Consider the following 20,863-nt stretch of genomic DNA (forward strand, 5'->3'; position numbering starts at 1 on the left):
CCCGCGCGGCGCGCTAGCGTCGGCACGTGACCGAGCCGACCGACCTCACCTCGTCCCTCCTCGCCGAGGCGCGCGCGCTCGCACCCGAGCTCGCCGCGCTGCGTCACGACCTGCACCGCATCCCCGAGCTCGGCCTCGACCTGCCGCTCACGCAGGCCCGCCTGCTCGAGGCGCTCGAGGGGCTCGGCCTCGAGGTGACGACGGGCACCGGGCTCAGCTCGGTCACGGCGGTGCTGCGCGGGGCGCGGCCCGGACCCGCCGTCCTGCTCCGCGGCGACATGGACGCGCTGCCCGTCACCGAGGACTCGGGCGAGGCGTTCACGAGCGAGCACGAGGGCCTCATGCACGCGTGCGGCCACGACCTGCACGTCGCGGGCCTCGTGGGCGCCGCGCGGCTGCTCGCCTCCCGCCGCGAGGACATCGCGGGGGCGGTCGTCCTCATGTTCCAGCCGGGCGAGGAGGGCCAGCACGGCGCACGGGTCATGATCGACGAGGGTGTGCTCGACGCCGCGGGCGAGCGGGTCGTCGCCGCGTACGGGGTGCACGTCATCTCCTCGCTGGTGCCCACGGGTGCGGTCACCGGGCGCCCCGGGACGGCGATGGCGGCCGCCGACCAGATGTACGTGCGCGTCCACGGGCGCGGCGGCCACGGCTCGACGCCGCACCTCGCGGCCGACCCCGTCACGGCGGCCGCGGAGATCGTCCTCGCGCTCCAGACCGCCGTGACGCGGCAGTTCGACGCGCACGACCCCGTGGTCGTCTCGGTGGGCCGCCTCGCCGCGGGCACCATCGACAACGTCATCCCTGAGACCGCCGAGCTCGACGCGACCATCCGCACGTTCTCCCCCGAGCACCACGCGGTCGTCCCCGAGCGCCTCACGCGCGTCGTCGAGCACGTCGCCGCCGCGCACGGGCTGACCGCCGAGGTCGACTACGTGCGCGGCTACCCCGTCACGGTCAACGACGCCGACGAGCTCGAGCGCGCCGCGCGGCTCACGCGCACCGTGATCGGCCCCGACGCGTGGCTGCCCGCGCCGCGTCCCGTCTCGGGCGCGGAGGACTTCTCCTACGTGCTCGAGCAGGTGCCGGGGGCGTACGTGTTCGTCGGCGCGACGCCGGCGGGCGTCGACCCCGCCACCGCGCCCTACAACCACGCCGCCCAGGCCCGCTTCGACGACGACGCCCTGCCCGTCTCGGCCGCCCTGCTCGCCGCGCTCGCGCTGGACCGCCTCGCGGAGGGCTGAGCGTCCGGCCGGGCGTGCGTCGTCGCCCGCCCGGCCGCCCGTAGCCTGTCGCCGTGGACGTCGCGGAGCTCGGTGACCTGGTCCCCGGCTTCGTGCGCGCCATCGACCTCGTGGGCGTGTTCCTCAACGGCGTGCTCGGCGGGACGATCGCGCGCCAGCGCCGGTTCGACCTCGTGGGGTTCGCGATCCTCGCGATCGTCTCGGCGCTCGGCGGCGGCATGCTGCGCGACACCCTGCTCCAGGCCGGCCCGCCCGTCGCGCTCACGGACCCGCTCTACCTCACGACGGCGCTCGCGGGCGCGGTCGTCGCGTTCGTCGTGCACCTCGAGGGCCGGTGGTGGAACCGGACCTACCTCGTGGGGGACGCCGTCGTGCTGGGGTGCTGGGCGGCGACGGGCGCGACCAAGGCGCTCGCGGCCGGCCTCGGCGCCCTGCCGGCGGTGCTCCTCGGCGTGACGACCGCCGTCGGCGGCGGGATGATCCGCGACGTCGTCGTGGGCCGCGTGCCCGCGGTCTTCGGCGGCAACACCCTCTACGCGACGTCCGCGGTGTTCGCGTGCCTCGTGACGATCGCGCTGCACCGCGCGGGCCTCGAGACGCTCGGGATGCTCGCGGCGATCGTCGTCGGCTCCGGCGTGAGCATCCTCGCGCGGTGGCGGTCGTGGACCCTGCCCGACGCCGACGCGGTGCGCCTGCGCGCGCGGCGGCCGCGGCACGGTCCGCCGCCGCCGGCCGCCTGACGGGACCCAGGTCTCACGCGCCGCGCCGCCGGCCGGTGCGACGCTCGAGGGATGAGGCAGCCGCGCCCCGTGGAGCGCCTCGGGCCGGGCGACGTCGTGCAGCTCGTCACCGACGTCGGGCCCGTCCCGATGAACGTCGGCGCCCTGCTGCGCCTCGGGCCGGGGGCGTCCACGACCGCCGACGTCGTCGTGGCGCTCTCCGCGCGCGCCGCCTCCGTCCCGCGGCTGGGCCAGGTCGTCGCGACCCCGCCGCCGGGCCTCGGCCGGCCCTACTGGGTGGATGCACCCGCCGGCGCGCCGCCCGTGGGGGTCCGGCGCCTGGCGGGCGTCGACGGCCTGCTCGACGCCGCGGTCGACGCGGTGACGACCCCGCTGCCGTGGGACCGGCCGCCGTGGCGCGCGCTCGTGCTCGAGGTCGACGGGCGCCCCGCGGGCGTCGTCGTGGCGCTGCACCACGTGCTCGCCGACGGCGTCGCGGGCCTCGGCCTGCTCGCTGCGCTCGCGGACCCCGCGGGCCCGCCCGACGCGCGCGCGGCCACACCTCCTCCCGGGCGGCGCGGCGACCCGCCGCCGACACGCCGCGACCTGCTCCTCGACGTCCTCGCCGCGCACCGCGCGCGGCTCCGGTCGCTCGCCCGCGCGCCCGCGCGTCTGCGGTCGGCGCGGGCCGAGCTGCTCGGCGGCACCGGGCGCGCGCCCGCGTGCTCGCTCAACGCGCGCACGGGGCCGCGTCGCCGCGCCGCGACGGTGGACGTCGACCTCGCGGCGGTCCGGCGGGCGGCACGCGCCGCGGGGGCCACGGTCAACGACGCGCTCCTGGTGGCGACCACCGGGGCCCTCGGTCGCCTCCTCGCGGACCGCGGCGAGGCCGTGCCGGCGCTCGTCGTGTCCGTCCCCGTGGCGGCGCGCCGGGACGACGCGTCGGGGGCGATGGGCAACCTCGTCGGCGTCATGCCGGTCCGCGTGGACCTGGCCGGTACCCCGGTCGCGCGCCTCGCTGCCGTCGCGCGCGACACGCGCGCCCGCCGGGGCGCCGCGCGCGGGGCGTCGACGGCGCTCGTCGCCCCGCTCTTCCGCGCTCTCGCGGCCGTGGGGCTGTTCCGCCCGTTCGTCGAGCGGCAGCGCCTGGTCAGCACGTTCCTCACCAACGTCGCCGGCCCGGCGGTGCCGCTGCGGCTCGCCGGCCGGACCGTGACAGGGGTGACGCCCCTGACCGTCACCGCGGGAAACGTCGGCGTCGCGTTCGCGGCGCTCTCCTACGCGGGCCGCCTCGGGGTCACGGTCGTCACCGACCCCGACGTCGTGCCCGAGCTGGCGCGCCTGGCCGACCACCTCGACGCCGAGCTCGGTGCTCTCACGGGCGCGGCGAGCGCGGTGCGGTAGCCCCCGCCACGTCCGACGTCGCGCCCGCGGGCGGTCCGGCCGCTGCCCGGCCGCGCGCGCGACGCAGCGCGACCACGACGACGAGCGGCCACAGCGCCTGCGCTCCCGCCACGAGCCGCTCCGTGAGGCCGGTCGCGGCGCCGCCGTCGGGCGTGAGCCCCTGCAGCTCGAGGACGAAGAGCACCAGGAGCGCCGTGAGCACGGTGGCCGCACCGACGCCCACGGCCGGGCGCAGCACCGGCGGCCGAGCCCTCGCTGCCCGGCGCCACGCGAGCGCGGGCCACAGGGCGAGCGCGCCGAACCCGATCCCGGCGGCCACGCCGTGCGCGTGCGACGCGACGTCGACCGGGAGCGCCGCGACCGCGAGCGTCGCGAGCCCGCCGACCGCGTGCAGCACGCGCGCGGGCAGCGGCACGGCCCGCAGCCCGGCCGCCGTGAGCACGTGGGCGATTCCCGTCGCCGCGAGGCCGACGGTCATCACCCACGGCTGCGCCGCGTCCGTGGCGGCGAGCGCGCTGATCGTCTCGAGGACCGGGTCGAAGCCGTCCTGGAGCGCCTCGGCGAGCGTCCAGCCGCCGATCATCGCGACCGGGGCGGCGAGCGCGGGCGCGAGCACCCACGAGGCGACGTCGTCGCGCGCGGTCGTCCCCCTGGGCGCGGTCATCCCCCGTAGGGCAGCACGGGGCGGCCCGGCACCGGCACGCGCAGGCGGAACACGGCGCCCGCCTCGGGCTCGGGGTCGTCGAGGTCCTCGCGCGACGTCGTCACGTAGAGGTCGCGCAGGTCCGGGCCGCCGAGGGCGCACGCGGTGACGAGCCGGACGGGCAGGTCGACCTCGTCGAGGATCTCCGCGTCCGGCGAGTAGCAGCGCACGCGGCCGACCGCGTTGAGCGCGACCCAGACGTTGCCGGCCGAGTCGACCGTGAGGCCGTCGGGGCGGCCGTCGTCGCCGCTCGCGAAGACGCGGCGGTTCGTCAGCTCGCCGTCGACGACGTCGAAGACGTCGGTCGTGCCGGTCTGCGTGTCGTCGTAGTACGCGCGCGTGCCGTCGGGCGAGAAGTCGATGCCGTTGGAGATGGTGACGTGCGGGAGCACCACGCTCGTGCTGCCGTCCGGGGCGACGCGCTGCAGGCTCGCGCCGCCCTCCGCGCGGTCGTACCGCATGGAGCCGACGTAGAGGTTGCCCGCCGGGTCGCAGCCGGCCTCGTTCATGCGCAGGCCGGGGTCGGTCCACATCGGCGGCAGGACGCGCGGCACGTCGTCCGGGCCGTCCGCGAGCCCGAGCCCGCGCTCGAGGCCGACGACCCAGCCGCCGTCGCGCCGTGGCCGGACGAACGCGGCGACGTCGCCCACGTGCAGGCGCGTGACCGAGCCGTCGTCGTGCACGGTGCAGACGTCGCCCGCGAGCATGTCGACGAACCGCAGCCCGCCCCAGGACGGCGACCAGACCGGTCCCTCCCCGTGGTAGGCGACGGCGTCGGTGACCTGCTCGAGTCGGCTCATGGCCTTGATCGTGCCCGGTCGGGCGACGTGCTGCACGACGTCGAGGCGGTTGCTGCCCGTCAGGTCGTGGCCGGCTCGTCGCCCTGGTCGGACGAGCCGCTGCGCGCCCGCACGTGCATGCGCTCGCCCTGCGGACCGAAGAGCGTCAGCACCTCGGCGTCACGGGGGCCGGGGTTGCCGATCCAGTGCGGCAGCCGCGTGTCGAACTCGGCCACCTCGCCGTCGCGGAGGACGAGGTCGTGGTCGCCGAGCAGGAGCCGGATGCGGCCGGAGAGGACGTAGAGCCACTCGTGGCCCTCGTGCGTGCGGAGCCTCGGTTCGTCGGTCGAGGGCGGGACGATCATCTTGTAGGCCCGCTGGCCGCCGGGGCGGCGTGTGAGCGGGACGAACGTGCGGCCCGCCCGGACGAACGGCCGCGCGTGCACGCGCGGGTCGCCCGTCACCGGGGCGTCGACCAGCTCGTCGAGCTGGACGCCGTGCTCGCGCGCGAGCGGCAGCAGGAGCTCGAGCGTCGGCCGCCGCAGGCCGGACTCGAGTCGGGACAGGGTGCTCACCGAGATCCCGGTCGCGGACGAGAGCTCGGCGAGCGTCACGTCGCGGCGCTGCCGCAGGTCCTTGAGGCGGGGCCCGACGCCGCGGAGGACGTCCTCGAGCGTGCCGGTCGAGGCGTCCGGGTCGGTGCCGGCGCGGCGGCCGGCGGCGGCGTGGTCGGGGTGCGAGGCCATGGACTCATTTGCCGCTCTGGCAAGGACGCTTGTCAACTCGGCAGGGCGGTGGTGTCGTCCCGTCATGAGCGACGACGAGGAGACGACGATGGACGAGACGTACGACGTGGTGGTGGTCGGTGGCGGGGCGGCGGGCCTGAGCGGGGCGCTGTGCCTGGCACGCGCACGGCGGTCGGTCCTGGTGGTGGACGACGCGACCCCGCGCAACGCGCGGGCCGGGCACGTGCACAACTTCCTCACCCGCGACGGCACGCCGCCCGCCGAGCTGGTCGCGATCGGGCGCGCCGAGGCCGCGGGGTACGGAGCGGCGTTCCGCGACGCGACCGCGACGGCGGTCGAGGCCGTGGCGCCGGGGGGCGACCGCGCGGCCCGCTTCGCGCTCACGCTCTCGGACGGGTCCCGCGTCGCGGCGCGGCGCCTGCTCGTGACGACCGGGCTCGCCGACGAGCTGCCCGACGTCGAGGGGCTCGCGGACCACTGGGGCAGCTCCGTGCTCCACTGCCCGTTCTGCCACGGCTGGGAGGTGCGCGACCGGCCGGTGGCCGTCGTCTCCTCCGGGCCCCTCACGGCGCACCAGGCGCTCCTGTGGTCGCACTGGACGTCGGACCTCACCGTCATCGGGCCCGTCGCGCAGGACCGCGTCGAGGAGCTCGAGGCGCGCGGCGTGACGCTGGTCCCCGGCGAGGCGGTGGCGGTGGTGGAGGACGACGGTCGCCTCGTCGGCCTCCGCCTGCGCGACGGGTCGGTGGTGGCGTGCGAGGCGGTCGTGGTCGCGGCGCGCGCCATGGCCCGGTCGGCGCTGCTGGACCAGCTCGGCGTGCCGACGCAGGACCTCGTGGTCGAGGGCGAGGCGGTCGGTCGGTTCGTCACCGCCGGGGCGGACGGCGCGACCGAGGTCGACGGGGTCTGGGTCGCGGGCAACGTGGCCGACCCGCGCGCCCAGGTCATCACGTCCGCCGCAGCAGGCCTCACCGCGGGCGCCGCGATCACGTTCGACCTGCTCGCGGAGGAGACCCGGCACGCGGTCGCCGCGCGGCGGGCGTCCGCGGCAGCGGCGGTCGCCCAGGGCTGAGCGTCGGCGGCGCCGGTCCGCCCGGGCGCACGCCGGCCTGGCCCGCGCCCGGGCGGCCGGTCACGTGCGCGGTGCGACCAGTCCTCCGCCGACCCAGGCGCGGATCGCGGCGACGTCGGCCGGGCTGAGCACCATGCGGGCGCCGCGGCACAGGCCGATGACGTTGTCCGCCCACGTCTCGGCGATCTGTGCGGCCGTCGGCGTCGCGCTGAGGTCCAGGCCCGCGTAGAGCACGCCCGCGATGACCGTGTTGACCGAGCTGCGGCCGATCGGCTGGCCCGCCGCCTGGCACGCGTCCCGCACCCGGCGCGCGGTCTCCGGACGGTCGAAGGGCTGGTCCGCGAGGTCGTCCGCGAGCGCCGTGAGCAGCACGCGGTAGCGGTCGGTGGGCAGGTTGGGGATGTCGGTCACGTCCACGACCTGCCGCTGGAGCGGCGGCAGCGCGACGGACGCGCCGGGCAGGTCCGCCTCGCTGAAGCGCTCCGGGTCCCACACGAAGCCGGGCGCGGGCTCGGGCGACGCCGCCACCTCGGGCACCTCGCGCGCGATCCACGGGAAGAACGCCCCGGCGCCCTCCCAGCCGCCGGCGGCGATGCCGGGCTCGGCGTTCTGCGCCGCGCGGGCGACGAGGCCGCCCCGCAGGGGGCGGTCCGCCGACCGCACCTGCCGCAGGACCGCCCGGCGCGCGGGCGACTCGGCGACCCGCTCCGCGATCGGCTCCGCGACGGCCTCGGCCGCGCCCCGGGACCCTGCCCCGGTCGCGCGCGACGCTCGACGGCGCGGCGCCTTCGTGGGTGCCGCGGGCGTGGCGTCGTCCGCGATGCCTGCACCCGACCCGGCGTCCCCGGCGGCGCCGTCCGGCGCCGCGTCCGACGCCACCTCCGACGTCGGGTCCGACGCGGCGTCCGCCAGCGGGTCCGGCAGCACGTCCGCTGCGGGCGCGGCTGCGGCCTTCTTCGCCGCTGCGGTCGCACCACCGCGCCGACGCCGCGACGGCGCCTTCTCGGCCGGGGCCGCGGCCGGGTCGGCCGTCGCCCCGCCCGTGGTGGCCGCACGACGCGAGCGCCCGCCGTTCGAGGGCGCGGTGGTGGCGATCTCGTCCCCGGCGGCGTCGGCGTCCGGGTCGCGGACCAGCTCGGCCAGCTCGTCGGCCGTGACGACGGTGTCCGCGACCGCACGGTAGGCGCTCGCGGCCGGTCCGGCGGTGATGATCGTGACGCGCCGGTCGGCCGCGCGGCAGCGGAGCGCGAGCGGGGTGAAGTCGGCGTCGGCCGAGAGGATGACGAACTCGTCGTAGTGCGTCGACGCCGCGAGCGCGTCGACCGCGTCGAGCACGAGGTTGATGTCGGCGCTGCTCTTGCCCTGCTGGGTCAGCGACGGGCAGTCGACGACGCTGAACCCGGCGCGCGTGAAGTTGGGCCGGAACTGCGAGAACGCCGACGGGTTGAGGTAGCACGACCGGATGAGGAACCGGCGGCTGAAGTCGCCGTCGGCGTCGCTGCCGGACTCGAGCGCGGACAGCCACCGGCCCGGCGAGCCCGCGAACTCCTCGGCCGCGGCCGGGTCGAGCCGGCGCAGGCCGAGGTAGACGTTGTCGAAGTCGACGAACAGCGCGCAGCGCAGGCGTCGAGCGGTCTCGGGGTACCCGATGTCCGTGGTCACCCCGGCATCCTCTCGCGGACGGCGCCCGCCTGCCGGGATGCTCTCAGGCCCGGGCCGCGTCCGCGGGGGCCGCCGGTGCGTCCCGGTGCAGCGTCTGGCGCAGCGGGACCGCCTTGATGAGCGCCGACGCGACGACGGCGACGACCGCCAGCGGCAGCGCGGCGACGAACACGTCGTGCAGCGCGTCGGCGAGACCCTGGCGCACCGCCACGGCGATCGCGTCGGGCAGCTGCGCCAGCGCCGACGGGTCGAGGACCGCGCCCGCGTCGATGCCGTCCGCGGGCATGGCCTCCGCCGCCCCGGCCGGCAGGTGCGCCGGGATGGCCGTCGCGATGCGGCTGCTCATGATCGTGCCGAGCACCGCGATGCCGACCGTGCCGCCCGCGCTGCGGAAGAACTGGTTCGCTGCGGTCGCGACGCCGAGGTCGCGGCGCTCGACGGCGTTCTGCACCACGAGCGTGTACGTCTGCATCGCGGCGCCGAGCCCGGCTCCCACGACGACCATGGCGAGCGTGAGCTGGAGCGACGACGACCCGTAGTGCACGCGCGTGAGGAGCACGAAGCCCACGACCATGAGGGCGGTGCCACCGACGACGAAGGGCTTGTACCGTCCCCAGCGCGTGATGAGCAGGCCGACGACGATGCCGACGCCGATCATCGCGGCGCTCATCGGGATGATGATGAGCCCCGAGCTCGTCGCGTCCACGCCGAGCACGCCCTGCGCGTAGACCGGGATGTAGAAGATGGCGCCGAACATGCCCGTCGCGACGAAGAAGGACGCGATGTTGGCGAACGTGAACACCGAGCTGCGGAACAGGCGCAGCGGCAGCACGGGCTCCTCGGCGCGCAGCTCGATCGGCACGAACGCGGCGAGCAGGGCCGCCCCGGCCACGAAGAGCCCGACGACCTGGACCGAGCCCCACGGGTAGGTGGTGCCGCCCCACGACGTCGCGAGCAGGATGGCGACGAGCGCGCCCGACAGCGTGAGGATGCCGGCGACGTCGATCGTCGCGCGGCGCTGGGCGTGCGGCAGGTGCAGGAAGCGCACGATGACGACGAGCGCGACGACGCCCACGGGCAGCGCGGCGAAGAACAGCCAGCGCCAGCCCCACGCGTCGGTGATCCAGCCGCCGAGCAGCGGCCCGGCGATGGACGTCACGCCGAAGACGGCGCCCATGAGGCCCTGGTACTTGCCGCGCTGCCGCGGCGGGATGATGTCGCCGATGATCGTCTGGGACAGGGTCATGAGCGCGCCCATCCCCAGGCCCTGGAGCGCGCGCGCCCCGACCAGCCACCAGAAGTCCTGCGCCAGGCCTGCGAGCATCGACCCGCTGAGGAAGACCACGAGGCCGGCCAGGTAGAACGACCGGCGCCCGTAGAGGTCGGACAGCTTGCCCACGACGGGCACGACGACGGCGGAGACGAGCATCGCCGCGGTCGCGAGCCAGCTGTAGTGCTCCATGCCCCCGAGCTCGGCGACGATGATCGGCATCGCCGGCGAGACGATCGTCTGACTCACGGACGCCACGAACATGCCGAGCATGAGGCCGATGAAGACGCGGCGTGCGTCGCGGTCGAGGCCTGTCGCGACGGGCGCGCCCAAGGGCCCAGCGGGGGGTGCAGCGGGTGCCGACGAGGCGGCGAGGGAGGTCGGTGTCACCGCACGAGGCTAAGCCGCGTTTGCAGTCTGTGCAAGTTCGCAGACGGTGCACTTTTGCACACTGCGCACCTCCGCGAGGTACGCTGAGGCCATGGAGCCCGAGGCCACCGACACCCTGCGCGAGCGCAAGAAGCGGTCCACCCGCCGCGCGCTGCGCCTCGCCGCGCTCCGCCTCGTGGCCGAGCGGGGTCTCGACGGCGTGACGACCGACGAGATCGCCGCCGCGGCCGACGTCTCCCCCCGCACCTTCTTCAACTACTTCGCGGGCAAGGAGGACGCGCTCGTGGGCAACGACCCCGAGCTCGCCGGGACCCTCGTCGCCGCCCTCGCGGCCCGTCCGGCCGCCGAGCCCCCGCTCGCCGCCCTGCGCGCCGTGCTCGTGGAGTACGCCGCCGCCGCGACGATCGACCCGACCGTCTGGCCGCTGCGCCTGCAGGTGCTCGAGGCGAACCCGCACCTGCGCGCGGCGCTCGCGGGCGCCTCGGCCGAGCTCGACCGCGCGCTCACCGTCGCCCTCGCCGAGCGGATCGGCGCCGCACCGGCCGACCTCTACCCCGCCGTCGTCGTCGCCGCGGCGACGAGCGCGGTCCGCACCGCGCTGTGGCACGCGGGCGCGACGAGGTTCGCGCGTCCCCTCGCGACGACGCTCGACGAGGCGTTCGACCACCTGGCTGCGGGACTGGCCGAGCCGACGCGGGCAGGGTCTGGACGGACGGCGACCGACGCATAGGGTGGTCGCCGTGGACGTCCTGACCCGGAACGCCGTCGTCGTGACGGGCACGCCCGGTGCGCCCGCCCTCGTCTTCGCGCACGGCTTCGGCTGCGACAAGTCGATGTGGCGCCACGTCGCCCCCGCGTTCGAGGCGACGCACCAGGTGGTCCTCTTCGACCACGTCGGCGCCGGCGCGTCCGACCTCGCGGCCTACGACCCTGCCCGGTACTCGCGCCTCGAGGGCTACGCCGACGACGTCGTGCGGGTCCTCGAGGCGCTCGACCTCGGGCCGGTCGTCCTCGTCGGCCACTCGGTGAGCGCGATGATCGGGCTGCTCGCCGCGGCGGAGCGCCCCGAGCTCGTCGACCGGCTCGTGCTCGTCGGCCCGAGCCCGCGCTACGTCGACGACGACGGTTACCGCGGTGGCTTCTCCGCGGACGAGATCGCCGAGCTGCTCGAGACCATGGACGACAACTACCTCGGCTGGTCCCGGTTCATCGCCCCGGTGATCATGGGGAACGGCGAGCGTCCCGAGCTCGCCGACGAGCTGACGAACTCCTTCTGCCGCACCGACCCCACGATCGCCCGGCGCTTCGCGCGGACGACCTTCCTCTCGGACAACCGCGCGGACCTCGCGCGCGTCCGCACGCCCGCCCTGGTCCTGCAGTCCCGGGAGGACGTCATCGCGCCCCCCGAGGTCGGCCGCTACGTCCACGAGCACCTGGCCGGCAGCGAGCTCGTGGTGCTCGACGCCGTCGGGCACTGCCCCAACCTCAGCGCACCCGACCAGGTGGTCGCGGCGATGGCCGCCTACCTCGGCGTCGACGAGCCGCGCGTCGGCGCCCGGGCGCCGGCCGCGCGGTGACGGACCCGCCCCTCGCCCTCACGGACGCGTGGCACCGCGCACCGGTCGCGCTGCTGCGCCTGGACCTCGACGGGGTCGTCCTCGAGGTCAACCGCACGCTCCTGCGCTGGCTCGACCAGCCGGAGCAGGACGTCGTCGGGCACCGGCTGAGCCGGCACCTCACGGTGGGCGGACGCATCTACTGGGAGACGCACCTCGGCCCGCTCCTGCGGATGCAGGGCGGTGTCGACGAGGTCGCCGTCGAGCTCCGCGGGCCGGCCGGCCGCATGCCCGTGCTCCTGTCGGCGCGCGTGCACGCCGACGTCGTCGAGGTCGCCCTGAGCGGGGCGGCCGAGCGGTCGCGGTACGAGCGCGAGCTGCTCGCCGCCCGCTCCGCCGCCGAGCTCTCCGCGGGCAGGCTCGGGCTGCTCCAGGAGGTGACCGCGGCGCTCTCGCGCGCCGCGGGCGTCGAGGCGGCGGCGCGGGCGCTGCTCGGGCCGACCGTCCAGGGCCTGGGCGCGGGCGGCGCCGCGCTGTGGCTCGCGGACACCCCTGGTGCGCCGGTGCTGCACCGCACGGCGGGCACGGTCCCGGCACGGCCGTCCCGGCGGACGCCGCGGGACGAGGTCGTGGTGCGCGCGGACGGGAGCGTCGTCGTGCCGCTCACGGCGCCCAACCGCTCGGCGGGCGCCCTCGTGCTCTCCCCGCCCGCGGCCGAGCCCGAGTCGGGCTGGCCGCCCGACCCGGACCTGCTCCTGGCGATCGGGCGGCAGGCCGCCGTCGCGCTCGAGCGCGCCGCGATGCAGGACCGGAGCGCGTCCGTCGCGCACGAGCTCCAGCACGTGCTCCTGAGCACCGACGTGCCCGACGACGACCGCTACGCCGTGACGACCGTCTACCGGCCCGGCGTCCAGGCGCTCGAGGTCGGCGGGGACTGGTACGACGTGTTCCTCGTGCGCGACGACGTGCTCGCGGTGACCGTGGGCGACGTCGTCGGGCGCGGGCTCCAGGCCGCCGCCGCGATGGGCCAGCTCCGCAGCGCCGTGCGAGCCGTGGCCGACGACGCCGGGCCCGGGGACCTGCTCGTGCAGCTCGACCGGTTCGTCGCGCGCACGGGGGTCGGGTTCATGGCCACGCTCGCGTTCGCCGAGGTCGACCTCGCCTCGGGGGACGTCGCGTACGCGTGCGCGGGCCACCTCCCGCCGCTGCATCTCTCGGACGCGGCGGCCTTCCTGTGGCACGGGCGCTCGACGCCGCTGGGCGTCCCCGAGCGCGGCGGGCGGCGGCCGGAGGGGCACGCGCGGCTCGGCGCGGGCGACCGCCTCCTGCTCTACACCGACGGCCTCGTCGAGCGCCGCGACCGCCCGCTCGACGAGAGCCTCGCCGACCTCGCGACCGCCGCCGGCGCCCTCGGCGCCGCACCGGTCAACCGGCTCGTCGCGGACACGCTCGCCCAGCCGGGACGCGAGCTCGACGACGTCTGCCTCCTCGCCCTCACCTGGTTCGGGGGCGGCCGGCCGGGCCACGCGCTCGAGGCCCGGCCGCGCTGAGCCGCCCGTGGGCGACCGTGCGGTGAGGGTCAGCCCTCCTGCACGCCGCCCGAGCCCTGGACGTCCATCTCGACCTCGGCGCCGCCCGTGTGGGTCACGACGCCGCTCCCGGCGACGGTCGCGTCGAGCGCCCCCGTCACGTCGACCACGACGTCGCCGGACCCCTCGATCGAGACGGTCGCGTCGTCGCTCGTCACACCGCCGCCGCGGTAGTTGCCCGAGCCCGCGACGGAGACCGCCTGCCGGGCCGCCCGGCCGGCGAGCTCGACGTCGCCCGAGCCCTCGATGCGCACCTGGAGCGCGTCGACGTCCACGTCGCCGATCTCGACGTCGCCCGAGCCCTCGACCACGACCTCGAGCCCGTCGGAGGTCGCCGCCTCCGCGTCGACGTCGCCCGAGCCGCGCACGTGCACGGCCTCGAGGTCGGTCACGACCACGTGGTAGTCGACCCGGCCGTGGTTGCCCCAGCCCGGCCGGTCCACGCCGAGCACCAGGACGCCGTCGCGCACGTCGGACGTCAGCCGGTCGAGCACGCGCTCGCCCGCGGTGATCGTCAGGGAGGGCGTGTCCCCGAGCTCGACCACGACGTCGCCCGAGGTCTCGAGCGCGATGGCGGTGAAGTCCGCGACGTCGCGCTCCTGCGTCGTGCGCGGGCCGGTGTCCGCGAGCGCGCCGCAGCCCGCGAGGAGCAGGGCCAGGGTGCCGAAAGCCATGATCGTGCGGAGTGCCATGTCGTCCTCGCCAGCGGGTGCGGCCCGGGCTCTCCGGGCCTGCGACCAGCGTTCCACCGGCCCGCGGGCGCCGACATGGGGCTCTCCCCCCACTCGTCCCTGACGTCACCCTGAGGCGGTCCCGGGGTCACGCACGGGGCGGGGGCCGGGGCGGGTCCCGGCAGCGGGACCGCGCTCGGCGGCGACCAGCGCGCGCAGGGCGGGCGCGACCTCCTGACCGAGCAGCTCGATCGCGCGCTCGTCGTCGCCCATGAGCACGAAGGTGCTGAACCCGTGCTCGAGGGCCAGCGCGGCGAGCTGCTCGACCCACTGCGCGGGCGGGCCCACGAGCAGGCCCCCCGACCGCGCCTCGAACCGGCCGCCCACGTTGAGCAGGCGCCGCACCGCCGCGGGGTCGCGCCCCGCCGCGTGCGCCGCGTCGTCGACCACCGCGTGCCCCGCCACGAGGTCCGCGAGGGGCGTCCGGCCGAGCGACGGGACCCAGCCGTCGCCGAGCCGTCCCGTCAGCGCGAGCATGCGCGGCCCGTAGGCGCCGAGCCAGATCTCGACGTCGTGCGCGGGCGCCGGACCGCGCTTGGCGCCGACGACGCGGTGCACCTCCCCCTCGACGCGCAGGGGCCGCCGGTCCGCGACGTCCCACACCCCCCGCACGACGGCGATCGCCTCCTCCGTCGCGCGCACCGCCTCGCCCGGCGTGAGCCGGCGGCCGCCCATCGCGACGACGGCGTCCCAGAACGCGCCGGCGCCGAGCCCGAGCTCGACCCGCCCGCCCGTGAGCAGGTCGAGGCTGGCGACGCTGCGCGCGAGCACCGCGGGCGGGCGCAGCGGGAGGTTGGCGACGTCGGGCGCGAGGCGGACCCGCGATGTCAGGGCGCCGAGGTGGCTGAGCAGCGTCCACGTGTCGAGGAACGCCGGCTGGTACGGGTGGTCCTGGAGCGCCACGAGGTCGAGCCCCGCGCGCTCCGACGCCTGCGCGAGCGCGACGACGCGGCGCGGGTCGGCCGCGCTCGGCGTGAGGAACGCACCGAGGCGCAGCTCCTGGCCGTAGTCGGTCATGGGGTCGTCCTCTCAGGAGGGGTGGCCCGCGCCGGGGCGCGACGCCGGGACGAGACGAGCGGCTCGGCCAGGACGACCGCGAGCGCCGCGACGCTGAGGAGGGCGCCGACGAGCGCCGTCGCGCGGACCGCGTCCTCGACGAACCGGCTGCCGACGAGCGCCCCGGCCATGATCCCGACGTTGAAGGCGGTCGACGTCCCGGCCGCCGCCATGTCCGACCTCCCCGGCGCGACCTCGAGCGCGCGCGTCCCCAGCGTCGTCGCCAGCGCGCTGAGGGCCGCACCCGAGAGCACGAGCGAGACCGTCGTCACCACCGGGCTCGCGCCGCCGACGTGCTGGACCGCGAGGGCCGCGGCCTGCACGGCGACGGCGGTCGCGAACGCGAGCCACGGGTTGCGGTCGACGAGCACCCCGACGACGACCACGCCGCCGAGGGCCGCGAGACCCCGGACGAGCAGGACGGGCCCGAGCGCGTGCGGCGGCAGCCCGGTGACGTCGAGGAGGAACGGCGTGATGTACGTGAGCGCGACGAACGCGCCCGTCACGCCCACCGCGGTCGCGACGACGAGCGCCCCGTAGCGACCGCGGTCGGGCGCCGAGCCGCGGTCGGCCGCCCCCTCGCCCGGCCGGCGCTCGGGCAGGGCCGCCGCGACGACGACGAGCGCCACGAGCCCGACGACGGCGGTCGCGGCGAACGCCGAGCGCCACCCGGCCAGCTGACCCAGCCACGTTCCCACGGGCACGCCGAGGACGACGCCCGTCGAGGCGCCGCTGTACAGCACCGAGAGCGCGCGGCCGCGCACGTGCGCCGGCACGAGGCCCGCCGCGACGGGCGTCACGACCGACCAGAACAGCGCCTGGCTCAGCGCCGTGACGACGCGCGCGGCGAGGAGCGCGGCGTAGCCGTCGACGAGCGCCGAGACGACGCTGGACGCGACGAGGACGCCGAGCAGCACGGTGAGGACGAGGCGCCGCGGCGCGCGTCGGACCAGACCCGTGAGCGGCACCGACGCGAGGACGACGACGAGCGCGTAGGCGGTCACGAGCAGGCCCACGCTCGCGCGGCTGACGCCGAGGTCCTCCGCGACGAGCGGGAGCAGCCCGATCGGCAGGTTCTCGGTCGTGACGTAGAGGAAGGTCGACGTCGCGAGGCCCCCCAGGGCGACCCAGGCGCGCGTGGGGACGCGCTCGGGCGCGTCGACCGGCCCGTCCCCGCCGGGCGGCGACGCGCGGCGCGACGTCGTCATCGCCACCCCCTCCCCCCGTCCGACCGCCTCGCACGCTAGCGCCCCGCCACCCGCCGCACCCGCGCCGCCGGATCGACTCCCGCGCTGTGCGGCGGGCGACCCCGATCGGGTGACCGGGGCCTCTCGACGCGCGGGTCACGGAACGGTCACGCATGCTGGGAGGGAACCACCCGACGAGGCGTGCGACCCACGCCCCGACAAGCAGATGACGGGAGCTGACCATGACGACGAAGGTCGAGAAGTCCATCCTGGTGAACGTGCCGCTCAGCGTGGCGTACAACCAGTGGACCCAGTTCGAGGAGTTCCCGCAGTTCATGGGCGGCGTCCAGGAGGTCAAGCAGATCACCGACGACCGGCTGCACTGGGTCGCCGAGATCGCCGGGGTCAAGCGCCAGTGGGACGCGCGCATCCTGGAGCAGGTGCCTGACCAGAAGGTCGCGTGGGCGGCCACCGAGGGCGCCACGAACGCCGGCGCGGTGACGTTCTCCGACGTCGGCGGCGGCCAGACCTCGGTCCACCTGTCGCTCGAGTACGAGCCCGAGGGCCTGGTGGAGAAGGTCGGCGACAAGCTGAACATCGTGGAGAACCAGGCCGAGAAGGACCTCGAGCGGTTCAAGGCGTTCATCGAGTCCGAGGGCTACGCGACGGGCGCGTGGCGCGGCTCGGTCAACGAGGGCGCTGCCGTCGGGACCCCCGGCGTGGAGTCCGCGACGTCGCACGGCGACTCCGGCAAGGCCGGCGTCTCCGGCAAGGCCATGGCCGCCGGTGCCGCCGTCGCCGCGGGTGCCGCTGTCGCGGCCGCGAAGGCGCGCAGCGGCTCGGACACGCCGGACGAGACGGTCGACGTCGTCGTCCCGGTCGAGCCCGTGACGTACACGACGACGCCCACGAACACGCCGACGACGACCGCCCACACGGAGCCGCTCGGCTACACGGACCCGCTGGTCACCGACCCGGTCGACCCGCTGGCCACCGACCCGGTCGCCGGCCGGACCGACGACGACACGGTGCAGGGCGACTCCGGCCGCCTCTGAGCACACACCCTGGCCCGCCGCTCGCGGCGCCAGGACGCAGGACCCGAGGGGGCGGCGCGCAGGCGCCGCCCCCTCGGGCGTGCCCACAGCAGGGATCCGGCTGGACCCCGCGCGCACGCGCCCGCGACGATGGGCCGCCGGCGCCCGCCGGTCCCACCCCTGGAGGCCCGGTGGCACCACGGCATGCAGCTCCCGCCGACGTGGTCCGCATCCTGCGCGCCGCCGGGTGCGTCTTCGCCGAGGACGAGGCGCGCCTCCTGCTCGAGGCCGACGCGGCGGGCGGCGACCTGCCCGCCCTCACCGCGCGCCGCGCCGCGGGCGAGCCGCTCGAGCAGGTGCTGGGCTGGGCGGAGCTCGACGGGTTGCGCGTCGCCGTCGAGCCGGGGGTCTTCGTGCCGCGGCGCCGGAGCGCCCTCCTCGTCCGTGAGGCGCTCCGATTGCTGCCGACGGCCGCGCGGCCCGGGTCGGGCCCCCCGCTGGTCGTCGACCTCTGCTGCGGCACGGGTGCGCTCGGCGCGGCCGTCGCGGCGCGCCGCGCGGTCGAGGTCCACGCCGCCGACCTCGAGGACGCCGCCGTGCGCTGCGCACGGCGCAACCTCCCCGGGCACCACGTCCACCAGGGCGACCTCTGGGAGGCGCTGCCCGACGCCCTGCGCGGGCGCGTCGACGTCGTGCTGGCGAACGCGCCCTACGTCCCCACGGCGCGGATCGCGCTCATGCCGCCCGAGGCGCGGGACCACGAGCCGACGACGGCGCTCGACGGCGGACCGGACGGCACCGCGGTCCAGGCGCGCGTGGCCGCCGGCGCCGCGGCGTGGCTGCGACCGGGCGGCCACCTGCTCGTCGAGACGAGCCGCGCGCAGGCGGGCCGCACGCTCGCGCTCCTCGCCTCGGGCGGGCTCGACGCCGGGCTCGTCACGGACGACGACCTCGACGCGACGGTCGCCGTCGGCCGCCGCCCGTCCTGACGCCCCCAGCGCGGCCCGCGCCCTCGGGTCCGCGGTGCGCCGTCCCGGCGCTACGCCGGGGGTGCCGCGGGGTCCGCGACCTCGGGCGGCCACACGACCGCGAACCTCTCGAGCACGATCTCGTGGTCCTCGCTCCACGCGACGCCGCGGCGCGCGCACTCGCGCCGCCAGTAGCGCTCGTGGTTCTCCCGCCACGACGCGAGCGTCCCGTCGTCCTCGCCCTCGTCGGCCGCGAACGCCGCGTCGACCGAGCCGAACGTGCCCAGCCGCAGCTCGACCGTGCGCAGCACGGCCCTCGGGTGCCCGGCGCCGTCGCACGCGACCCAGTGCCCGCCGAGGCGCGGCAGCGGCTCGCCGTCGCCCGCGAACTCGAGCGCGAGCGTCGCCGTCGCGCGCTTCCCGCCCGCGAGGACGAGGCCGAGGAGCTCGTCGCAGAGCTCGGCCGAGTCGCCGAAGTGGTCGACGACGAGCTCCTGCCCCGGGTCGGCGGCGACGTGCGGGTGGGCCGCGAGGTAGGCCTCCCACAGGGTCCGGGCGGCGGCGTCGTCGTGCGGGGCGCGCGTGCTCACCCCGCCATCCTGCCCGCCCCTCAGGTGCGCGCGTGCATCGCCTCGAAGTGGGCGTTGCGCATGACGCCCAGCACGTTGCCGAACGGGTCGACGACCGACGCGGTGACGAAGCCCTCGCCGCGCACGGTCGGCGGGTCGTGCGGCGACGCGCCGAGGTCGAGGAGGCGCTGGTACGTGCCCTCGAGGTCGTCGACGCACCAGTGCGCGACGACTCCGCCCGCCGCGGCGGGCGTGGTCCGGTCGGCCGCCGCGCCGGCCCAGGCGCGGTCCGCGATGCCGAGCTCGGTGAGGTCGTCGCCGACCCGGAACTCGACGTAGGCGGGCCGCTCGGGCGGCTCCGGCCGGACGAAGTACGGCTCCACCCCGAGGACCTCGGTGTACCAGGCGGCGGCCGCCGGGACGTCGTCGGCCCACAGGTTCACGGTCGCCACCCCACGGAACGTGCTCATCGTGCTCTCCCTCGTCCGGCTGTGCTGTCCCCTCCACGCTAGGAGCCATCGCGGAACGTCCGGTTCCGCAATCCTCGGCAGACTGGGTCCCATGGCTGACACGCCCGTGCGGCTCCTGCGCCTCCTCGCGCTCCTGCCGACGCGCCCCTCCTGGTCGGGCAGCGAGCTCGCGGACCGGACGGGGGTGACCACCCGGACCGTCCGGCACGACGTCGACCGGCTGCGCGAGCTCGGCTACGAGGTCGTGGCCCGGCCCGGCGCGGGCGGGGGGTACCGCCTCGCGGCGGGCGCCGCGCTGCCGCCCCTCCTGCTCGACGACGACGAGGCCGTCGCCGTCGCGGCCGGCCTCGCGACCGCCGCCTCGGGCACGGTCACCGGCATCGAGGAGACGTCCCTGCGCGCGCTGGCCAAGCTCGAGCAGACGATGCCCTCGCGCCTGCGGCACCGCGTCGACGCCCTGCGCAGCGCGACCCTGAGCGCGCCCGCCGGCGGTCCCACCGTCGACCCCGAGGTGCTCACCACGCTGGCCCAGGCGTGCGCGCGCTACGAGCGGGTGCGCTTCGACTACCGCGCGCACGACGGCGGCGCGAGCACGCGCGACGTCGAGCCCCACCGCCTCGTGCACACCGGCAGACGGTGGTACCTGCTCGCGTGGGACGTCACCGCCGCGGACTGGCGCACGTTCCGCGCGGACCGGCTCGCGCCGCGCGTGCCGACCGGGCCGAGGTTCGCGCCGCGCGACCCGCCCGACGGCGACGCGCTGCGGCACGTGCTGCGGGGCGTCGGCTCGCGCGCCTGGCCGCACCCGGCGCGCGTGCGCATCGCCGCGTCGGCGGACGCCGTCGCCGAGCGGATCTCGCGCGTCGGGGGCGTGCTGACGCCGGTCGACGCCGCGACGTGCGTGCTCGAGACGGGCGGCCCGTCGCTGCCGGAGCTCGCCGGCTACCTCGCGAGCCTCGAGGTGCCGTTCGAGGTGCTCGAGCCCGATGCGCTGCGCGACGCGCTGCGTTCGATGGCCGCACGGTGCGCGGCCGCCGCCGACGCCGCGGGGAGCTGATCCGCGCCCTTCACCGCCGACGCGCGGCGTGCCACGCTGGCGCGAGCGCCGCGTGCCCCGCACCCGCCGTCGGCGCCCTGTCCCGGAGGTGGTCGATGAGCTGGATCCGCGAGCCGAGCGACGACGAGCTGACCGAGGCCGCGGCCGCGGCCCGGGCGGCCGACGTGGCCCACCGCGGCTACGTGCCGAACTACAACCGCGTCTTCTCGCACCGTCCCGAGGTCTACGCGGCCTGGACCGCCCTGGCGGGCGCGATCAAGAACGGCATGGGGGTGCGCCGCTACGAGCTCGCGACCCTCGGCGCCGCCCTGCGCCTGCGCTCGAGCTACTGCGCGCTCGCGCACGGCCAGGTGCTCGCCGACCAGGTCCTCGACGCCGGCGTCGTGCGCGACGTCGCCCGCGGCGTGCCGGACGGACTGTCCGACGTCGACCGCGCGGTGGTGCGCCTCGCGGACCGGGTCGCGGCGGGGGCCGCGGACATGAGCCCGGACGACCTGACCGAGCTCCGCGAGCTCGGGCTGGACGACGCCGAGATCCTCGACGTCGTCCTCGCCGCCGCGGCGCGCTGCTTCTTCAGCACGGTGCTCGACGCCGTCGGCGTCGAGCCCGACGCCGCGTACGCGCGGCTCGAGCCGGGGCGGCGCGCCCCCCCCCCCC

At 77.0% G+C, this 20,863-nt stretch carries 21 protein-coding genes; 11 read left to right on the top strand and 10 right to left on the bottom strand.

All coding sequences use genetic code 11. From position 1 onward, the window contains the following. Window positions 1-26 precede the first annotated feature (26 nt). The 3 genes from JIG38_RS18550 to JIG38_RS18560 are packed head-to-tail and all read left to right on the top strand — an operon-like array spanning window position 27 to window position 3,367. Window positions 27-1,244: a M20 metallopeptidase family protein gene (locus tag JIG38_RS18550; RefSeq protein ID WP_199422139.1), complete on the top strand. Its 1,218-nt coding sequence runs from the start codon at window positions 27-29 to the stop codon at window positions 1,242-1,244. A 53-nt stretch (window positions 1,245-1,297) separates the two neighbouring features. Further along, window positions 1,298-1,984 carry a trimeric intracellular cation channel family protein gene (locus JIG38_RS18555; RefSeq protein ID WP_199422141.1) on the top strand — a complete coding sequence of 229 codons (687 nt, stop codon included), beginning with the start codon at window positions 1,298-1,300 and terminating at the stop codon, window positions 1,982-1,984. Between the two features lie 51 nt (window positions 1,985-2,035). Then, window positions 2,036-3,367, top strand: a complete 1,332-nt coding sequence (locus tag JIG38_RS18560) for a wax ester/triacylglycerol synthase domain-containing protein (protein WP_199422143.1) — start codon at window positions 2,036-2,038, stop codon at window positions 3,365-3,367. Here the strand turns inward: JIG38_RS18560 and JIG38_RS18565 are convergent. From JIG38_RS18565 to JIG38_RS18575, 3 genes are read right to left on the bottom strand one after another with little or no spacing between them, the layout of a single operon-like run. Further along, a complete protein-coding gene (locus JIG38_RS18565; RefSeq protein WP_199422145.1) occupies window positions 3,339-4,031 on the bottom strand; it encodes a DUF998 domain-containing protein in 693 nt (230 codons plus the stop codon). The genes JIG38_RS18560 and JIG38_RS18565 overlap by 29 nt on opposite strands. Then, a complete protein-coding gene (locus JIG38_RS18570; protein ID WP_199422147.1) occupies window positions 4,028-4,870 on the bottom strand; it encodes an SMP-30/gluconolactonase/LRE family protein in 843 nt (280 codons plus the stop codon). Before JIG38_RS18570 ends, JIG38_RS18565 begins: the two co-directional genes overlap by 4 nt. 59 nt (window positions 4,871-4,929) lie before the next feature. Continuing rightward, window positions 4,930-5,595 carry a helix-turn-helix domain-containing protein gene (locus JIG38_RS18575; protein WP_199422149.1) on the bottom strand — a complete coding sequence of 222 codons (666 nt, stop codon included), beginning with the start codon at window positions 5,593-5,595 and terminating at the stop codon, window positions 4,930-4,932. Between the two features lie 64 nt (window positions 5,596-5,659). On the opposite strand from JIG38_RS18575, the gene JIG38_RS18580 reads away from it, so the two are divergent. Next, window positions 5,660-6,667 carry an NAD(P)/FAD-dependent oxidoreductase gene (locus tag JIG38_RS18580; protein WP_233404342.1) on the top strand — a complete coding sequence of 336 codons (1,008 nt, stop codon included), beginning with the start codon at window positions 5,660-5,662 and terminating at the stop codon, window positions 6,665-6,667. Window positions 6,668-6,727: 60 nt separating this feature from the next. On the opposite strand, the gene JIG38_RS18585 is transcribed toward JIG38_RS18580, so the two are convergent. Next, complete coding sequence (locus JIG38_RS18585) at window positions 6,728-8,329, bottom strand: NYN domain-containing protein (protein WP_307844520.1); 1,602 nt, start codon at window positions 8,327-8,329, stop codon at window positions 6,728-6,730. 43 nt (window positions 8,330-8,372) lie between these two features. Next, the gene (locus JIG38_RS18590) at window positions 8,373-9,989 is read right to left on the bottom strand and encodes an MDR family MFS transporter (RefSeq protein ID WP_372419733.1); all 1,617 of its coding nucleotides are present in this window, start codon (window positions 9,987-9,989) and stop codon (window positions 8,373-8,375) included. Window positions 9,990-10,080: 91 nt separating this feature from the next. On the opposite strand from JIG38_RS18590, the gene JIG38_RS18595 reads away from it, so the two are divergent. The 3 genes from JIG38_RS18595 to JIG38_RS21180 are packed head-to-tail and all read left to right on the top strand — an operon-like array spanning window position 10,081 to window position 13,095. Beyond that, a complete protein-coding gene (locus JIG38_RS18595; protein ID WP_199422151.1) occupies window positions 10,081-10,719 on the top strand; it encodes a TetR/AcrR family transcriptional regulator in 639 nt (212 codons plus the stop codon). Window positions 10,720-10,729: 10 nt separating this feature from the next. Then, window positions 10,730-11,566, top strand: a complete 837-nt coding sequence (locus tag JIG38_RS18600; protein ID WP_307844522.1) for an alpha/beta fold hydrolase — start codon at window positions 10,730-10,732, stop codon at window positions 11,564-11,566. After that, window positions 11,563-13,095 (top strand): SpoIIE family protein phosphatase, encoded by a 1,533-nt coding sequence (locus JIG38_RS21180; protein ID WP_199422155.1) that lies wholly within the window; start codon window positions 11,563-11,565, stop codon window positions 13,093-13,095. The genes JIG38_RS18600 and JIG38_RS21180 overlap by 4 nt, the downstream gene beginning before the upstream one ends. A 29-nt stretch (window positions 13,096-13,124) precedes the next feature. Here JIG38_RS21180 and JIG38_RS18610 read toward each other — a convergent pair whose 3' ends face one another. The 3 genes from JIG38_RS18610 to JIG38_RS18620 all read right to left on the bottom strand — a co-directional run bounded on the left by JIG38_RS18610 (window position 13,125) and on the right by JIG38_RS18620 (window position 16,129). Then, complete coding sequence (locus JIG38_RS18610; protein WP_199422157.1) at window positions 13,125-13,826, bottom strand: head GIN domain-containing protein; 702 nt, start codon at window positions 13,824-13,826, stop codon at window positions 13,125-13,127. A gap of 105 nt (window positions 13,827-13,931) precedes the next feature. Then, a complete protein-coding gene (locus JIG38_RS18615; RefSeq protein ID WP_199422159.1) occupies window positions 13,932-14,882 on the bottom strand; it encodes an LLM class flavin-dependent oxidoreductase in 951 nt (316 codons plus the stop codon). Then, on the bottom strand, window positions 14,879-16,129 hold the full coding sequence (locus JIG38_RS18620; protein WP_199422162.1) for an MFS transporter: 1,251 nt from the start codon (window positions 16,127-16,129) through the stop codon (window positions 14,879-14,881). Before JIG38_RS18620 ends, JIG38_RS18615 begins: the two co-directional genes overlap by 4 nt. Before the next feature lie 221 nt (window positions 16,130-16,350). Between JIG38_RS18620 and JIG38_RS18625 the strand changes: the two genes are divergently transcribed. Continuing rightward, the gene (locus JIG38_RS18625) at window positions 16,351-17,163 is read left to right on the top strand and encodes an SRPBCC family protein (protein ID WP_199422164.1); all 813 of its coding nucleotides are present in this window, start codon (window positions 16,351-16,353) and stop codon (window positions 17,161-17,163) included. A 170-nt stretch (window positions 17,164-17,333) separates the two neighbouring features. Next, window positions 17,334-18,131, top strand: coding sequence for a putative protein N(5)-glutamine methyltransferase (locus tag JIG38_RS18630; RefSeq protein WP_307844524.1), 798 nt, complete (start codon window positions 17,334-17,336; stop codon window positions 18,129-18,131). A 50-nt stretch (window positions 18,132-18,181) separates the two neighbouring features. Here JIG38_RS18630 and JIG38_RS18635 read toward each other — a convergent pair whose 3' ends face one another. Continuing rightward, window positions 18,182-18,700: an ASCH domain-containing protein gene (locus JIG38_RS18635; RefSeq protein WP_307844525.1), complete on the bottom strand. Its 519-nt coding sequence runs from the start codon at window positions 18,698-18,700 to the stop codon at window positions 18,182-18,184. A gap of 20 nt (window positions 18,701-18,720) precedes the next feature. Continuing rightward, a complete protein-coding gene (locus JIG38_RS18640; RefSeq protein WP_199422166.1) occupies window positions 18,721-19,149 on the bottom strand; it encodes a VOC family protein in 429 nt (142 codons plus the stop codon). Window positions 19,150-19,240: 91 nt separating this feature from the next. On the opposite strand from JIG38_RS18640, the gene JIG38_RS18645 reads away from it, so the two are divergent. Then, complete coding sequence (locus tag JIG38_RS18645; protein WP_199422167.1) at window positions 19,241-20,206, top strand: helix-turn-helix transcriptional regulator; 966 nt, start codon at window positions 19,241-19,243, stop codon at window positions 20,204-20,206. 95 nt (window positions 20,207-20,301) lie between these two features. Continuing rightward, the coding region (locus JIG38_RS18650) for a carboxymuconolactone decarboxylase family protein (protein WP_199425166.1) at window positions 20,302-20,863 on the top strand (562 nt) is incomplete at its 3' end.

Source organism: Actinotalea solisilvae (assembly GCF_016464425.1).
Lineage (GTDB): Bacteria > Actinomycetota > Actinomycetes > Actinomycetales > Cellulomonadaceae > Actinotalea > Actinotalea solisilvae.

Excerpts from the sequence above, each read along its gene's own strand:
- JIG38_RS18640 (WP_199422166.1), bottom strand. The coding sequence starts at position 19,149 with ATGAGCACGTTCCGTGGGGTGGCGACCGTGAACCTGTGGGCCGACGAC.
- JIG38_RS18615 (WP_199422159.1), bottom strand. The coding sequence starts at position 14,882 with ATGACCGACTACGGCCAGGAGCTGCGCCTCGGTGCGTTCCTCACGCCG.
- JIG38_RS18625 (WP_199422164.1), top strand. The coding sequence starts at position 16,351 with ATGACGACGAAGGTCGAGAAGTCCATCCTGGTGAACGTGCCGCTCAGC.
- JIG38_RS18580 (WP_233404342.1), top strand. The coding sequence starts at position 5,660 with ATGAGCGACGACGAGGAGACGACGATGGACGAGACGTACGACGTGGTG.
- JIG38_RS18565 (WP_199422145.1), bottom strand. The coding sequence starts at position 4,031 with ATGACCGCGCCCAGGGGGACGACCGCGCGCGACGACGTCGCCTCGTGG.
- JIG38_RS18570 (WP_199422147.1), bottom strand. The coding sequence starts at position 4,870 with ATGAGCCGACTCGAGCAGGTCACCGACGCCGTCGCCTACCACGGGGAG.
- JIG38_RS18610 (WP_199422157.1), bottom strand. The coding sequence starts at position 13,826 with ATGGCACTCCGCACGATCATGGCTTTCGGCACCCTGGCCCTGCTCCTC.
- JIG38_RS18620 (WP_199422162.1), bottom strand. The coding sequence starts at position 16,129 with ATGACGACGTCGCGCCGCGCGTCGCCGCCCGGCGGGGACGGGCCGGTC.
- JIG38_RS18645 (WP_199422167.1), top strand. The coding sequence starts at position 19,241 with ATGGCTGACACGCCCGTGCGGCTCCTGCGCCTCCTCGCGCTCCTGCCG.
- JIG38_RS18560 (WP_199422143.1), top strand. The coding sequence starts at position 2,036 with ATGAGGCAGCCGCGCCCCGTGGAGCGCCTCGGGCCGGGCGACGTCGTG.
- JIG38_RS18575 (WP_199422149.1), bottom strand. The coding sequence starts at position 5,595 with ATGGCCTCGCACCCCGACCACGCCGCCGCCGGCCGCCGCGCCGGCACC.
- JIG38_RS18595 (WP_199422151.1), top strand. The coding sequence starts at position 10,081 with ATGGAGCCCGAGGCCACCGACACCCTGCGCGAGCGCAAGAAGCGGTCC.